11 protein-coding genes are annotated in these 14,718 nt (G+C 68.4%); all 11 read left to right on the top strand.

Going from position 1 to position 14,718, the window contains the following annotated elements; genetic code table 11:
- The first annotated feature begins 354 nt into the window (after positions 1-354).
- A complete protein-coding gene (locus ACKN61_RS22320) occupies positions 355-1,113 on the top strand; it encodes a 2OG-Fe(II) oxygenase (RefSeq protein WP_408951286.1) in 759 nt (252 codons plus the stop codon).
- Between the two features lie 275 nt (positions 1,114-1,388).
- Positions 1,389-2,168, top strand: a complete 780-nt coding sequence (locus ACKN61_RS22315; RefSeq protein WP_408951285.1) for a peptidoglycan-binding domain-containing protein — start codon at positions 1,389-1,391, stop codon at positions 2,166-2,168.
- Between the two features lie 201 nt (positions 2,169-2,369).
- Complete coding sequence (locus tag ACKN61_RS22310) at positions 2,370-4,613, top strand: TonB-dependent receptor (RefSeq protein WP_408951284.1); 2,244 nt, start codon at positions 2,370-2,372, stop codon at positions 4,611-4,613.
- Positions 4,610-5,338, top strand: coding sequence for an ABC transporter ATP-binding protein (locus ACKN61_RS22305; RefSeq protein ID WP_408951283.1), 729 nt, complete (start codon positions 4,610-4,612; stop codon positions 5,336-5,338). The genes ACKN61_RS22310 and ACKN61_RS22305 overlap by 4 nt, the downstream gene beginning before the upstream one ends.
- Entirely contained in the window at positions 5,335-6,738 is a 1,404-nt protein-coding gene (locus ACKN61_RS22300) for a DUF3526 domain-containing protein (protein WP_408951282.1), read from the top strand. The genes ACKN61_RS22305 and ACKN61_RS22300 overlap by 4 nt, the downstream gene beginning before the upstream one ends.
- Entirely contained in the window at positions 6,735-8,231 is a 1,497-nt protein-coding gene (locus ACKN61_RS22295) for a DUF3526 domain-containing protein (protein ID WP_408951281.1), read from the top strand. Before ACKN61_RS22300 ends, ACKN61_RS22295 begins: the two co-directional genes overlap by 4 nt.
- Before the next feature lie 3 nt (positions 8,232-8,234).
- Entirely contained in the window at positions 8,235-10,172 is a 1,938-nt protein-coding gene (locus ACKN61_RS22290; protein WP_408951280.1) for a TonB-dependent siderophore receptor, read from the top strand.
- Between the two features lie 27 nt (positions 10,173-10,199).
- Positions 10,200-11,144, top strand: coding sequence for a hypothetical protein (locus ACKN61_RS22285; RefSeq protein WP_408951279.1), 945 nt, complete (start codon positions 10,200-10,202; stop codon positions 11,142-11,144).
- Positions 11,144-12,205, top strand: a complete 1,062-nt coding sequence (locus ACKN61_RS22280; protein ID WP_408951278.1) for a pyridoxal-phosphate dependent enzyme — start codon at positions 11,144-11,146, stop codon at positions 12,203-12,205. The genes ACKN61_RS22285 and ACKN61_RS22280 overlap by 1 nt, the downstream gene beginning before the upstream one ends.
- A 23-nt stretch (positions 12,206-12,228) precedes the next feature.
- Positions 12,229-13,569, top strand: coding sequence for an ATP-grasp domain-containing protein (locus ACKN61_RS22275; protein WP_408951277.1), 1,341 nt, complete (start codon positions 12,229-12,231; stop codon positions 13,567-13,569).
- Between the two features lie 258 nt (positions 13,570-13,827).
- A complete protein-coding gene (locus ACKN61_RS22270) occupies positions 13,828-14,712 on the top strand; it encodes a Rossmann-like domain-containing protein (RefSeq protein WP_408951276.1) in 885 nt (294 codons plus the stop codon).
- The last annotated feature ends 6 nt before the right edge of the window (positions 14,713-14,718 follow it).

Here is a 14,718-nt window from a genome sequence, read left to right as displayed (position 1 = left end):
CCTCTTTATTGGTTTTATTCCGAATCCTCGCGCCTCGGAGTAAGGCGTCCGTGTGGATTCGGTGTGCGCAGTATCGGCATCGCGCTTCAATCGAACCTGAATTTTATGTGCCTTTTTACAGGAACTAAACGTTCTGCTTACGGTACTTGGACATTTACCTAGGCCTTAAGTCATGGTTTTTCTCGATCGATTCAGCGAATGGCGATGCAATCTTGCTCGCGGCTGAATGTTTCGTTTCGCCGTATTCGGCAAAGCCGCGCGATCGACCGGCGCGGAATGCAAGGAACGGATATCGCCTGAGCTAATCGCGGCCCGAAGATGCGCGGACCTTGTCTGTTCCGCGAGCGCCGACTCATGACGTTTGTCATCGATCACCCCTTACACCCCATGCCGTCCGGCGAATTCCTGGCGCTTGACGAACGCATCGGGGCGCAGGACTGGGGCGCCATCGCCGCCGCGTTGGATGGCGGCGGCCATGCGCTGATGCGGCAGCTGCTGACGCGCGAGGAGTGCGACGCCGTCGCCGGCGGTTACCACGACGAGGCCCGTTACCGCAGTCGCGTGGTCATGGCCCGGCATGGTTTCGGGCGCGGCGAATACCGTTATTTCCGCTATCCCTTGCCCGATCTCGTGCAAGGTTTGCGCGGCGCCCTGTATCCGCGGCTCGCGCCGATCGCCGAGCGGAGGAACCAGGCCATGGGCATCGCCGTGAGCTACCCGCCGCGGCTGCAAGACTTTCTCGCGCGCTGCCATGCCGCGGGCCAGACCCGGCCGACACCGCTGCTGCTGCGTTACGCGAGCGGCGACTACAACTGCCTGCACCAGGATCTGTATGGCGAGCACGTGTTCCCCTTGCAGGCGGCGATCCTGCTGTCGCAGCCGGGGCGCGATTTCGAAGGCGGCGAGTTCGTGTTGACCGAGCAGCGCCCGCGCATGCAGTCGCGGGTCGAGGTGGTGCCGCTGCGGCAGGGCGACGCGGTGGTGTTCGCGGTCAACCAACGGCCGGTACGCGGCGCGCGCGGCCATTATCGCGTGGCGATGCGTCACGGCGTCAGCCGCCTGCATTCGGGACAGCGGCATACCCTGGGCGTGATCTTCCACGACGCGAACTGAGCCAAGGTCGCGGCGAAAACGTCGAGGCGTGCCGGGCACGGCCAGCGCTGGCGCCGTCGACGGCGACGCCAAGTTGCGGCGGCGAGCGGCGGTGTTTCATGCATGAACGACTCGAACGTGACCGTGTTCGCACGGCCGCGGCGTTGGCTATGGAGTCGCGGCCCATGCGCCGCGACGACGCGACGATGGCCGATCGCGGTGCGCGCCTTGCGGCACGCGCCGACGCCGAAGGCTTCGCGCGTCCATGGACGTGGTCGCCGTCAGGGAGTCAAGTCATGGCATTGCACGAACAAGCGTATATCCGTCGCGAACTGGAGTTTCCGGGCCCTTTGAGCAATGGCGCGAGCGGGGCGGGCGCGCGACGGGTCCAGGAATGGCTGGGGTTTCACGGCAACGGCACGCCGATCGACGGCAAGTTCGGTCCGGCCACCAACCGCGCCATCGAGGCCTTCGCCGCACGTAAGCAGTTGAGCTACGCCGGTACCTTGAATCGGGACGTCTGGGCGGCGCTGACCGAGCCGATGGCGCGCGTGGTCGGCTTGCCGGCGAAAGCGCCGAACAAGTCGTATCCGCAACTGGTGCGTTGGTTCGCCGAGCAGCATCTGGCCGAGCATCCGGTCGAACTCGGCGGCGCCAACCGCGGGCCGTGGGTGCGCATGTACATGAAGGGCAGCGAGGGCGAGGCCATGCTGTGGTGCGCCGGCTTCGTCAGCTTCGTCATGCAGCAGGCCGCCGAGAAGGCCGGCCGCGCCGCGCCGATCGCCGGCAGCTTCGGCTGCGACGAACTCGCGCGCCAGGCGAAGGCGGCGGGGCGTTTCGTCGCCGGCAAGAGCGTCGCCCACAACGGCGGCTTCGGCGCGCTCGGCGCCTGCGGCATTTTCCTGGTGCGCAAGACCTCCAGCGACTGGATCCACACCGGCTTCGCCTTCGATGGCGGCGAGGAAAGCTTCCTCAGCATCGAAGGCAACACCGACCACAAGGGTTCTGCGAACGGCTTCGAAGTCGCGCGCCGCACCCGCCGCACCGCCGCCAACGATTTCATCCGCCTGGCCTAGGCGAGGCGTTGCCCGCCGCCGCGCCGTCCTCCCGCGTTCCGCCCGCCGAACGGGCGGAGCGTCCTGGTTCCGTTTTCGTTGTCCCTGCCAGACGAAATGTTGGCGGGGCGTATTGACGCGCCCTTCACCTCGACTTACATTGCCTCGTAAATGAAATGATATATCGTTTCATTTCACAAACGACATGGGGCGAGGATCACAGTGAGCGCAGGCAAGCAGGGCAGCCGGGCAGGTGCGGCGTACTTCGGGCGGATGACGCTCGCATCGGCTTTGGCATCGGTGACGTTGGCGTCGCCGGCGGCGGCACAGGAGGCCGCCGGCGGCGCGGCGGCAACCCTGCTCGACACGGTCACCGTCGAAGGCCGGCGCGCCGCGACCGCGCCGCTCGACACCGCCAACGCCACCGGCTCGCGCCTCGGCCTGACCGCGCGCGAGACCCCGGCGATGGTCGAAGTGCTGAGCCAGGACGCGATCCAGGCCCGCGGCCTGCGCGGCAGCGTCGACGCGCTCAACGCCGCGCCCGGCGTACTGGCCGGGCAGTTGCCCTCGTCGCCGGGCATGACCTCGATGCGCGGGTTCACCGGCGGCGCCATCGCCTTGCTCTACGACGGCGTGCGCCAGACCGCGGCGCCCTTGGTCACGCGCGACTTCGACAGTTGGAGCTTCGAGCGCATCGAAGTACTCAAGGGCCCGGCCTCGGTGCTGTACGGCGAGGGCGCGCTGGCCGGCGCGATCAACCTGGTGCCGAAGCGGCCGCAGCTCGGCGACAGTGCTGTGGATGCCCGCGCCTTCGAAGGCATGGCCGGCTGGGGCAGCTTCGGCGGCCAGCGTTATGCGCTCGACGCGAACATTCCGCTCAGCGACCGCTTCGCCTTGCGCGCGGTGGCCAGCCATCGTCGCAGCGACGGTTATGTCGACGACACCGCCAGTGAGGCGACCTCGGCGACGCTGGCCGCGCGCTGGCGTCCGAGCGACGCGCTCGACATCGATCTGGCCCTGGATCATTACGAAGACGACTACGACACCGCCTACTGGGGCACGCCGCTGCTGCCGCGTGCCATCGCCCGCGAGCCGAGCGGGCTGGTGCGCAGCGGCAATGACTACGTGCTCGACCGTTCTCTGCGCAAGCGCAACTACAACGTCGACAACGCGGTCCAGGACGCGCGCAGCGACTGGCTGCGCTCGCGGGTGAACTGGCAGATAGGCGATGGCCTGCGTTTCAGCAACGAGTTCAGCTATTACGACGCCAAGCGGCGCTGGCTGAACTCCGAGACTTATACCTATAACCGCCGCAGCGGCCTGCTCGATCGCGGCACCACCCGGATCGAACACGAACATCGCTTCTGGGTGGAACGCGCGACCCTGTTCTCGGAACACCGCCTGGCCGGGCGTCGCAACCGCGCTTCGGTCGGGGTCGAGTTCAGCGACGGCGACTTCTTCGTCATGCGCCGTTTCGGCACGACCACGGCGGTCGACCCGTTCGCGCCGGTCCGCGGCCGGGTGTCCTTCGACGACGACGCGCGTAACTTTCCCGGCGCCGGCAACCGCGTCGATTTCGACTCGACGACGCGGGTCGCTTCGATATTCGCCGAGGACGCGCTCAATCTGAGCCCGCGCTGGTTGCTGCTGGCGGGGCTGCGTTACGACCGCATCGAACTCGAACGCAGCATCCGCGACCTCAATACCGCGGCGCTGACCCGGTTCGAGCGGCGTTACGAACCCTTGTCGTGGCGGCTCGGCACGGTATTCGACCTCAGCCCGAAGACCCAGTTGTTCGCCCAGTACAGCGAGGCGGTCGCGCCGGTCGGCAGCCTGCCGCTGCTGTCCTTGGCCAATTCGCGCTTCGAGCTGACCCACGGCCGCGCCGTCGACGCCGGCATCAAGAGCAGCTTCTGGCAGGACCGCATCGACCTCAGCCTGGGCGGCTACTGGATCGAACAGGACGACATCGTCACCCGCGACCCGCTCAATGCGAATCTGTCGGTGCAGGGCGGGCGCCAGTCCTCGCGCGGCATCGAACTGTCGGCATCGGCGGCGCTGACCCGCGGCCTGCGCCTGGATGCGAGCTTCGCCGCGCTCGATGCGCGCTTCGACGAACTGCGCGAAGCCGGCGGCGTCGACCGCGCCGGCAACGTGCCGCCGAACGTGCCCGAGCGCGTCGCCAACCTGTACGCGAGCTATCGCTTCGAGGCGATCCCGCTGACCCTCGGCGGCGGCGTGCGCCATGTCGGCGCCTTCTACACCAACAACGCCAACAGCATCCGCGTCGATGGCCACGACGTCTGGGACGCCTCCGTCGCCTACCGCCTGCCGTTCGGCGAGATCGCCCTGCACGGGCGCAACCTCGGCGATGCCTTCTATGCCGACTGGTCCGGCGGCGCGGCCGACCAACTGGTGATCGCGCCGCCGCGCAGCGTCGAACTGACCTTCCGGGTGAACTTATGAGCCTGCTGGAAACCCGCAGCGACGCGCTGCGCCTGCACGAGGTGCGCAAGGACTTCGGTGCGCGCCATGCGCTCGAAGCCTTGTCGCTGGCGATTGCGCCGGGCGAGGTTTACGCATTGCTCGGCCCGAACGGCGCCGGCAAGACCACCACCTTGAACCTGATCCTCGGCTTCCTGACGCCGGAGGCGGGTCATATCGACGTCGCCGGCACCCGCGTCGACCGCGACCCGCTCGCGGCACGGGCCAAGATCGCCTACCTGCCGGAAACGGTGATGCTGCATCCCACCCTCGACGCGATCGAGAACCTGAGCTATTTCGCCCTGCTCGGCGGGCGCCGCGTCGACGACGCGCAAGCGCGTGCGTTGTTGAGCGAAGCCGGCCTGCAGGACGAGGCGCACAGCCGTCGTGCCGCCGGGTTTTCGAAAGGCATGCGCCAGAAGGTCGGCCTGGCGATCGCCCTGGCCAAGAATGCGCAGCTGTTGCTGCTCGACGAACCCACCTCGGGGCTCGACGCCAGCGCCGCCAACGACCTCTCGCAGGGCGTGCGCGCGGCGGCCAAGCGCGGCATCGCGGTGCTGATGGCGACCCACGATCTGTATCGGGTCAAGGATGTGGCGCATCGGCTCGGCATCCTGCGCGCCGGCCGTCTGCTGGTCGAACGCCACACCGACGAACTGTCGGCGGCCGAGATCGAAGCCTTGTACCTGGAGCAGCTCGCCGCATGAGCGCGTCGCTGACCGGTTACGAATGGACGCTGCTGCGCCGCGACCGTCGCGCCTGGTGGGCCTTGCTCTGCCTCGGCGCCTTGGTGCTGCTGGCGTTCGCGGTCAATCTGGATACGATCGCCACGGCCAATGCGGCCAAGAGCGAGATCGGCCGCGCCGAGCGCGCGCGCTGGCTCGGCCAGGGCGAGAAAGACCCGCATTCGGCCGCGCACTACAGCATCTACGCGTTCAAGCCGACGCCGGTGCTGGCCGCGCTGGATCCCGGCGTGGAGCCCTTCGTCGGCCAGGCGGTCTGGCTGGAAGCGCACGTGCAGAACGACATGCTGTATCGGCCGCAAGGCGAGGCCTCGATGCTGCAGCGCGCCGGCCTGGTCAGTCCGGCCGGGCTGCTGATCGGCTTCGCGCCCTTGGTCGCCTTCCTGCTCGCCTTCACCGCGGTGGCGATGGACCGCGAACGCGGCACCTTGCGCCTGGCGCTAGGCGCGGCGATCCGGCCGCGCGCGATCGTGATCAGCAAGGCCTTGGCGATCTGGTCTGCACTGGTGTTGGTGTTGCTGCTGCCGGTGACGGCCGCGACCGCCGCATCGAGCGTCGTGTTGGGCGTATTCGACCTCGACACCGCCGCGCGTCTGGCTTTGTGGGTGCTGGCGATGGCGCTGTACCTGGCCTTGCTGACCGCGGTCGGCATCGCGGTGTCGATGCTCGCCGGCAGCGTGCGCGCGGCCTTGGCGTTGCTGTTCGGTCTATGGATCGTGTTCGGCCTGGCTTTGCCGCGCTGGGCCAATAGCGCGGTCGACCGCGCGCAGCCCTTGCCGTCGACCCAGGCGGTCAAGCAGCGTTTGCTCGACGAGGCGCCGGCGTTCTGGACCGCCGAGGACGCCAAGGCCAATCAGGCCAAACTGTTGGCGCAGTACGGCGCGGCCAGCAAGGACGAGCTGCGCGTCGACCTGCGCGGCGCCGAACTCGATCTGAGCGAGCGCCATTCGCATGCGGTGTTCGACCGCGTGCTCGGCGGTTTCTACGACCGCGTCGAAGCCCAGGACCGCAGCTATGCCGTGCTGGGCCTGCTGTCGCCGATGGCGGCGATGCAGAGCCTGTCGCCGGCTCTGGCCGGCAGCGACTTCGTCCATCACCGACGCTTCGTCGACGGCGCCGAGCGCTACCGGCGCGAGCTGGTCAATCGCATGAACCGGGACGTGATGGCGCATCCGCTCAACGGCGAGGGGCCGCGGCATACCAACGATGCTTCGCTGTGGGCGCAGATTCCCGAGTTCCGCCACCGCGTGCCGTCGTTGGCGACGGCATGGGGCGTGAGCACACCGGCCTTGCTGGCCTTGCTGGGCTGGTGCGCGGCGGCCTGGGCGGCGTTGGCGCTGGCGGCGCGCAGGATGCGGCCATGAGCGCGACGGTCGACATCGGTTTCGTCGCATTGTGGCGCTGGGAGCTGCGCCACGTCGGACGTAATCGCTTGCTGTGGATGGTGATCGGCCTGCTCGGCGCGGCGATGCTGTGGGGCGCGCTCAGCGGCGCCGCCCTGCATCGCAGCCAGGATGCGGCGATCGAACGCAGCCGCGCCAGCGATGCCGCCTGGACCGCGCAGATCCGCGAACGCGCGCGCCGCTACGCCGAGCCGGCCGAGAGCGAGGTGCCGTACTGGCAGGACCCGACCGACGCCGCCGGCTTCAGCCGCTATTTCCTGCGCGCGCACACCTACAAACCGAACCTGCCGTTGTCGCCGCTCGCGGTCGGGGTCAGCGACCTGATGCCCGGGCGCTTGCCGGTCAAGCTGGAAACACCGTTCGGGGTCGAACCGGTGTACGACTTCGAGAACCCGCGCGGGCTCGGGCTGGGACGTTTCGACCTCGGCTTCGTGCTGGTGTATCTGCTGCCGATCGCGGTGGTGCTGTTGATCGGCTTGCTCGCCACCTTCGAGCGCGACCACGGCATGCTGCGTTTGATCGCCGCGCAACGGGTCGGTCCGCGGACCTGGCTCGGCGCGCGCGTCGCCGCCATCGTCGCCTGGCTCGCGCCGGCGACGCTGGTGTTGGCGACTGTCTCACTCCTGGTCGCCGGCGCCGATCTCGCCGCGGCCTGGCCCGAACTGATCGCGTCGGCGGTACTGGTGGTGGCTTACCTGTCGTTCTGGGCCGCGCTGGGATTCGTCGTGGTCTCGGCTTGGCCCAGCGCCGCCGGCGCGATCAGCCTGATGAGCGCGGTGTGGGCGCTGCTCGCGATCGGCCTGCCCCTGCTCGGCAGCGCGCTCGCGACCCGGCTCGGCGACGCGCCGCCGCCGGTGGCCTATGTCGATGCGCAACGGCGCGCCAACGACGCCATCGCCGAACAGCGCGACGCCATCGTCGCCGCCGCCTTCCGTCGATCTTCCGTACTCGCCGCGGCGACCGAGCGCGTGGCCAAGATCGACTACGCCACGCGCATGACCTTCCTGACCCCGGAGCTCGAACGGCGCCTGCTGCCCTTGCGCGAGCGCCAACAGGCCGCACGCGAATGGCGCGGCCGGGTCTCGGACTGGGCCGGCTATCTCGCGCCGCCGTTGGGACTGGAAGAAGCTTTGGCGGTGCTTGCCGGCACCGATGCCGCGCGCCATGAACGCTTCGAACAGCAGACCCGCGCGTACCAACTGCGCCTGCGCGATTGGTTCTATCCGCGCATCCAGGGCCAGATCGCCGCACCCACGCCGCGCGCGGTGGCCAACAGCTACGGGCGGATGAACTTCGCCGATTACGACGGCATTCCCGCGTATCTCGGCACCGAGGCGCCGGCGCGCGCGCGGGTCGCCGCGGTGCTGCCGATGATCGGTTGGCTGTGCCTGCTGGCGGGTCTGCTGACCGCACTCGCCTGGCGGCGCCTGCGTCGCTGGCCGACGGAGCTCTGAGCGATGAGACGAGACGCATTGGCCTGGACTTTGGGCCTGATCGCCGCGGCCGCGGCGGGCGCGGTGCAGGCGCAACGCACCGACGACAACGCCGTCACCGCGGCCGAGGACGCGTTCGGCGCCACCCTCGGCAACGAAACCATCGGCCTGTACAGCACCAAGCAGGTACGCGGCTTCTCGCCGGTCGACGCCGGCAACGTGCGCATGGACGGAGTCTATTTCGATCGCCAGGGCACGCTGCCGCCGCGCCTGGTCGAGGGCTCGACCATTCGCGTCGGCCTGTCGGCGTTGAGTTATCCGTTCCCGGCGCCGACCGGCATCGTCGACTATCGCCTGCAGAAGGCCGGCGACGAGCGCGTGATCAGCGTGGTCGGTGCGCTCAACGCCTACGGCGCGCCGGCCTTGGAACTCGACGCCAAGCTGCCGGTGATCCCGGGCCGGCTCGGGATCGCCGCCGGCATCTCGTATGCGCGCGAGGAGTATTACGACGGCGCCGACGCGCGCTATCTGCGCGCCGGTGTCGTGCCGCGCTGGCGCCCGACCGAAAACATCGAGATCCTGCCGTTCTGGAGCATCTCGCGCGGCCGCGACGAGGAAGTCGCGCCGACGATTATTACTGCCGGCAATCACCTGCCGCCGAAGATCAAACGCCGCCGTCATTTCGGCCAGACCTGGTCGGACAACGAGTACGACAGCCGCAACTACGGCGTGCTCGGCAAGGCGCGCTTCGGCGACGACTGGGCCCTGACCGGCGGCGTGTTCCGCTCGATCAACCACATGCCGAGCGGTTTCGCCGAGTTGTTCGTCGACACCACCCGCGATGGCCTGGCGCGCGAGAAAGTCATCGCCGATCCGCGCCAGCGCTCGGCCTCGACCAGCGGCGAGCTGCGCTTGAGCCGCAGTTTCCGCGAAGGCCCGCGCCTGCACGTGCTGCACCTCGCCGCGCGCGGCCGTCGTCTCGACAGCGAGTACGGCGGTTCGGCGCCGGCCCTGGATTTCGGCGTGCGGCCGCTCGGCGAACCCTTGCCGATGCCCGAACCCGCAGCGTTCGCGTTCGGCCCGCGCACCCACGACCAGGTCCGCCAATGGACCGGCGGCCTGGCCTACGAAGGGCGCTGGCGCGAGGTCGGCGAACTCAGCCTCGGCATCCAGCGCAGCCGCTATGAAAAAAGCGTCGACCAACCGGGCCTGCCGCGTACCGCCACGCGCGATCAGCCCTGGCTGCCGAACGCCAATGTGTCGGTCTATCTCGGCAAGCGCCTGGCCTTATACGCCGGCCACACCCGCGGCCTGGAGGAAAGCGGCATCGCGCCCGACGACGCGGCCAATCGCAACGAAGCCCTGCCGGCGATCCGCACGCGGCAGAGCGATGCCGGCCTGCGTTGGGCCTTCGCCGACGGCATGAAGCTGGTGGCCGGTGCCTTCGACGTGCGTAAACCCTATTTCACCACCGACGAGCGCAACGTTTACGGCGCGATCGGCGAAGTGCGCCACCGCGGCGTCGAGTTGAGCCTGAGCGGTCGGCCGATGGACGCCCTGAGCCTGGTCGCCGGCGCGGTGTTGATGCGGCCGCGGGTCAGCGGCGAAGCGGTGCGCCTGGGCCGGGTCGGCGATCGCCCGATCGGCCAGACCGAGCGCGTGCTGCGCGCCGATCTCGAATACCGCCCGCCGTCGTGGGCGGGGCTTTCGTTCGATCTGTCGATGAGTCACTACGGCGAACGCATCGCCTCGCGCGACGGACGCAACCGCGTACCCGACTACACCTTGGTCGATGTCGGCGCGCGCTATCGGTTCCGGCTCGGTTCGGCGCCGGCGACCTTGCGCCTGCTGGTCGCCAACGTCGGCGACACCTACACCTGGAACATCTACGGCAACAACAGTTTCGGACTCACCGACGGGCGGCGCTACGTGGCCCAGCTCGCGGTCGATTTCGACGGTTAATTCGGCGGTTTTGGGGAGCGTGCGGCCATGCTGAGGCAGGAGCGGTATCGCGATAACGACCACGCGCGGGGTGGGGCCCGCGCGCAGGTGCGGGCGTCGTGCGAGCGGACTTCGAAGATCTACAGCGGCGTCTGCCACGGCACGCTGGGCGAGCTGTTGCAGGGGCCGTATGCGCAGGACGGCGAGTTGCACATCGGCCTGATCTCCTTGCCGGTGCGCAAATACAGCTGGATCCATTTCGCCCCGGGCGACGATGGCGACATCGCCGTCGACCTGGCCGGCAAGGACAAATGCCGGCAGGCGATCGCGCTGTACCTGCAAGCGCACGGCAAGCGCCTGCCGAGCGGGCGCTGGAGCCACGACTCGGAACTGCCGCTCGGCAAGGGCATGGCCAGTTCGACCGCCGACATCGTCGCCACCATTCGTTGCCTGGACCGGATCTTCGGCCTGGCCTCGGCGCCGGCGGCGATCGCCGACCTGCTGCGCGGCATCGAGCGTTCCGACAGCGTGTTCCTCGACACCCACGCGTTGTACCTGAGCGGACGCCAGCAGATCGTGCAGGCCTTCGATACGCCGCTGCGCCTGCATGCCTGCTACATCGACGAAGGCGGCACGGTCGAGACCGAGAAGTGCGCGCATCCCCTGCTGGCCCACTACCAGCGCCATCTCGATGCTTATCAGGACAATCTCGAGCGTGCGCTGCAGGCCTTCGCCGCGCACGACCTCGCGGCCATTTGCGCCTGCGCGACCCAGAGCGCGCAGTTGGCGCAGGGGGTGATCGCCAAGCGCCACCTCGATGCCTTGCTGGAACGGCGCAGCGATTTCGCCGCCGACGGCATCGTCGTCGCCCACACCGGCAGCCTGCTCGGCTACCTGTTCGTCGCGCGACCCGACGCGGCGCGCATGGGCGAGCTGTCGGCCTTCTTTCGCGGCCTGGGCCACCAGTGCCGTTTCGCCGAAACGGGGTTCTGATGAGCATGCACACGCATATCGCCGACGCGATCAAGGCGCCCGACCTGGTCCGGCTGGGCGCCAATCTTTATGTCGCGCGCTTCGAGACCATGAAGGTCTATTCGACCCTGGTCGCGGTCGAGCGCCTGCTCGCCAGCGGCCGCATCCGCCCGGGCGCGACCCTCATGGACAGCTCCAGCGGCATCTACGCCTACGCACTGGCCCTGGCCTGTCACAAGTACGACCTGCATTGCCACATCGTCGGCTCCAAGACCGTCGACCGCACCCTGATGCTGCAGCTGCGCATCCTCGGTGCAACCATCGAGCAGGTCGAGCCGCAGGCGACCTTGAAGATGGACCAGAGCCTGCGCGTGGCGCGTATCCGCGAACTGCTCGACAGCCGCCCCGACGTGCACTGGATGCAGCAGTACCACGACGACATCCATTACGACGGCTACGAGCCGGTCGCGGCTTTGTTCGCCGATGTCCTTGGCGACAGCGCGCTCAGCGTGGTCGGCGGGGTCGGTTCGGGTTGTTCGACCGGCGGTCTGGCGAGGGCCTTGCGCGCGCACGATGCCGCGGTCGAACTGATCGGCGTGCAGCCGTTCGGCAGCATGACCTTCGGCTGCCAGCACATCGAAGACCCCGGCATCATCATCGCCGGCATCGGCAGCTCGATTCCGTTCCGCAACGTGCAGCATCGCTTGTACGATCAGATTCACTGGGTCTCGTTCGACTACGGTCTGTCGGGTTCGGTGGCCCTGCTGCGCGAACACGCGGTGTTCGCCGGTTTGTCGACCGGCTGCTGCTATCTGGTCGCCGCGCGCGAAGCCGCGCGCCGGCCCGAACGCAACATCGTCTTTCTCGCCGCCGACACCGGCCACCGCTACGTCGAGGGTGTGTTCGCCCATTACGAGCAGGCCTTGGACCCGCGCGGCCTGGAGCCCAAGCCGATCGCCTCGCTCGATGAGCTGGCCCTGCCGTGGTCGGCGATGGCTTGGGCGCGCGCCGACTTCGCCACCGATCGCGACGACGTCGCAGCGCCGCCGCAACGCGATGCGGCGCTCGTCGCCGCGCACTGAATCCCTCCCTGGAGCAACTCCTCATGGCGCATCTGTTGATGATCGAAAGCTGGGTCGGCGGCACCGGCCGCATCTTCCCGCCCGCGATCGGCCGGCTCGGCCACCGCTATACCTTCGTCACCCGCAACCGCGGTCATTATCGCGACGCGCGTTCGCAGGAGATTCACCCGGTAATCGACCATGCCGATCACGTGCTGACCGCCGAGACTAACGACGTGCCGGCGCTGATCGAATTCCTGCGCGCCCAGCACGCGATCCTCAAGTTCGACGGTGTGGTCACGATCTGCGATTACTACATCGACACCGTGGCCCAGGTCGCGCAGGCGCTGGGGCTGCCGCAGGCGTTCTCGGCCAATGTGGTGATGGAGCGGCGCAAGGACCGGGTGCGCGAGGCGATCGAACGCGCCGGCCTGCCGAACCCGAAGTTCGCGGTGACCCGCTCCTGGGACGAGACCCGCAGCGAGGCGCAGCGGATCGGCTATCCCTTGATCGTCAAGCCGACCGACCTGGCATCGAGCGCGTTCGTGCGTCTGATCCACGACGAGGAAGAGCTGTGCGCGGCTTTCGATGCGCTCGAACAGTTTCCGCATAATTTCCGCGAACAGGCGCGCGTGCCCTTGCTGTTGCTGGAGGAGTACCTGCGCGGCGAGGAGTTCAGCGTCGAGGCCTGCACCTATCGCGGCTGTACCACGGTCATCGGCATCACCGACAAGAGCCTGACCGGGTTTCCGTACTTCATCGAGGACGGGCATATGTTCCCGGCCCGGCTCGATCCGGCCGACGCCGCGGCCATCGAGGCCTTGGTGCTCGGTGCGCTCGAAGCGGTCGGACATGATCACGGCATCAGCCACACCGAGGTCAAGCTGACCGCGGATGGGCCGCGCGTCGTCGAGATCAATCCGCGCCCGGGCGGCAACTACATCGCCGAATTGATCCAGCGCGTGACCGGCATCGACCTGCTCGATGCGCAGATCGAACTCGCCCTGGGACGCGAGCCGGACCTGGGGCGCGTCGATACCGGTATCGCCAGTGCGGCGATCAAGTTCCTGGTGCCGCCGCGCGGTGGTTATGTGCTGGCGATGGACGGCGCCGCGAGCCTGGAAGCCGATCCGAACATCGAGCGCTGGAACCTGAGTGCGGTGGCCGGCAGCGAGGTCGCGGCGCCGATCGACAACGCCTGTTACCTCGGCCACGTGATCGCGGTCGATCGGGTTGGCGGGCAGGCGCGGACCTATGCCGAGCGGGCGCTGGCCGAGGTCACGCTGCGTTATGCGGACACGGGCGCGAGCCCGGATGCGCAAGCGGATGACAGGGAGGAGGCCCGCACTCGCGCTGCAGCAGAACTGGCGTCGACCGCGGCGTGAGCGTGCCGGCATGAGCTCGTTCCCACGATGTCGCTGCCGTTCCCCCCTTTGAGTAGGGGGGGCTTTCGCTGTTCGCTCGCGACCACGCAAAAGCAACAGCAAATCCCCCAGCGTCCGCTGCGCGGTCGCGGCCCCCTTTTTTAAAGGGGGCAACGGCATTAGAAGCAACAACTGCAACAGCAAAAATCGCAACCGCAACCGCTCCATCGACCGCAATCCGACGCGCTTCCCCCGCACCACTTCTCCGAGACCGACGACATGACGCTTTCCGCACCGACGGCCATCGCGGCCGCACCTTCCACCGGCCGCCCGCCGCCCGTCGACGTCGCCGCTCTGACCGAAGCGGTGCTCCGCGGCGACTACGGCCCAGACCCGGCGTCGTTGCACGCGGTCGGCGCGTTCTGGGTGCGCCAGAGCACCCAGTTCCCGGGCACCGAGACCAAATACCGCAACTACTATCTGGTGCTGCGGGTGGAGTCGGGCTTCGGCGGTTGTTGTGTCGAGCGCGATCAGCTCGACTCGGTGATCGCCGAGGAATTGTCCGGGCGCAGCGTCGCCGAGTTGCTGCGCGATCAACGCACGCCGGTGCGGGTCGCCGCGCTCGATGCTTATCTGTCGCTGGTGCGGCCGCATCGCGAGGCGGCCGAGGCGCAGGTGTTCATGCTGCCGCACGGTACGCCGCTGGAGCGGGCGCGGGCGCGCGACGAGGCCATCGCCGGTCTGCTCAAGATCGAGCCGGGCATGCGCGTGGGCCTGATCGGCGTGGTCAATCCGCTGGTGGCGGCGATCCAGGCCCAGGGCGGCATTTGCCTGCCTTGCGATTTCAATCTGCAACGCACCCAGGACGGCACCGAGGTGGTGCGCGATATGCGGCCGGTGCTGGTGCAGGCGGACCTGGTGATCGCCACCGGCATGACCCTGAGCAACGGTTCCTTCGACGAGATCCTCGCCAGCGTGCGCGCACGCGGCATTCCGTTGATCGTCTACGCCCAGACCGGCAGCGCGATCGTGCCGCGTTTTCTCGGACACGGTGTCGCCGCGGTGTCGGCCGAGCCGTTTCCGTTTTCGCAGTTCAGCGCCGATCCGACGCCGATCCATCTGTATCGCGCGGCCGCTGCCGGCGATGCGCGCGCGGCGGCCTGAGCCCAG

The sequence above is a fragment of the Lysobacter sp. Hz25 genome (genome assembly GCF_046097045.1).
Lineage (GTDB): Bacteria > Pseudomonadota > Gammaproteobacteria > Xanthomonadales > Xanthomonadaceae > Lysobacter > Lysobacter antibioticus_B.
Note: the sequence above shows the minus strand (reverse complement) of the source record. Positions and strands in the feature narration are given on the sequence as shown.

Bases quoted from the DNA above. Each gene is read 5' to 3' on its own strand.
- ACKN61_RS22320 (WP_408951286.1), top strand. From the start codon at position 355: ATGACGTTTGTCATCGATCACCCCTTACACCCCATGCCGTCCGGCGAA.
- ACKN61_RS22315 (WP_408951285.1), top strand. From the start codon at position 1,389: ATGGCATTGCACGAACAAGCGTATATCCGTCGCGAACTGGAGTTTCCG.
- ACKN61_RS22305 (WP_408951283.1), top strand. From the start codon at position 4,610: ATGAGCCTGCTGGAAACCCGCAGCGACGCGCTGCGCCTGCACGAGGTG.
- ACKN61_RS22300 (WP_408951282.1), top strand. From the start codon at position 5,335: ATGAGCGCGTCGCTGACCGGTTACGAATGGACGCTGCTGCGCCGCGAC.
- ACKN61_RS22295 (WP_408951281.1), top strand. From the start codon at position 6,735: ATGAGCGCGACGGTCGACATCGGTTTCGTCGCATTGTGGCGCTGGGAG.
- ACKN61_RS22290 (WP_408951280.1), top strand. From the start codon at position 8,235: ATGAGACGAGACGCATTGGCCTGGACTTTGGGCCTGATCGCCGCGGCC.
- ACKN61_RS22285 (WP_408951279.1), top strand. From the start codon at position 10,200: ATGCTGAGGCAGGAGCGGTATCGCGATAACGACCACGCGCGGGGTGGG.
- ACKN61_RS22280 (WP_408951278.1), top strand. From the start codon at position 11,144: ATGAGCATGCACACGCATATCGCCGACGCGATCAAGGCGCCCGACCTG.
- ACKN61_RS22275 (WP_408951277.1), top strand. From the start codon at position 12,229: ATGGCGCATCTGTTGATGATCGAAAGCTGGGTCGGCGGCACCGGCCGC.
- ACKN61_RS22270 (WP_408951276.1), top strand. From the start codon at position 13,828: ATGACGCTTTCCGCACCGACGGCCATCGCGGCCGCACCTTCCACCGGC.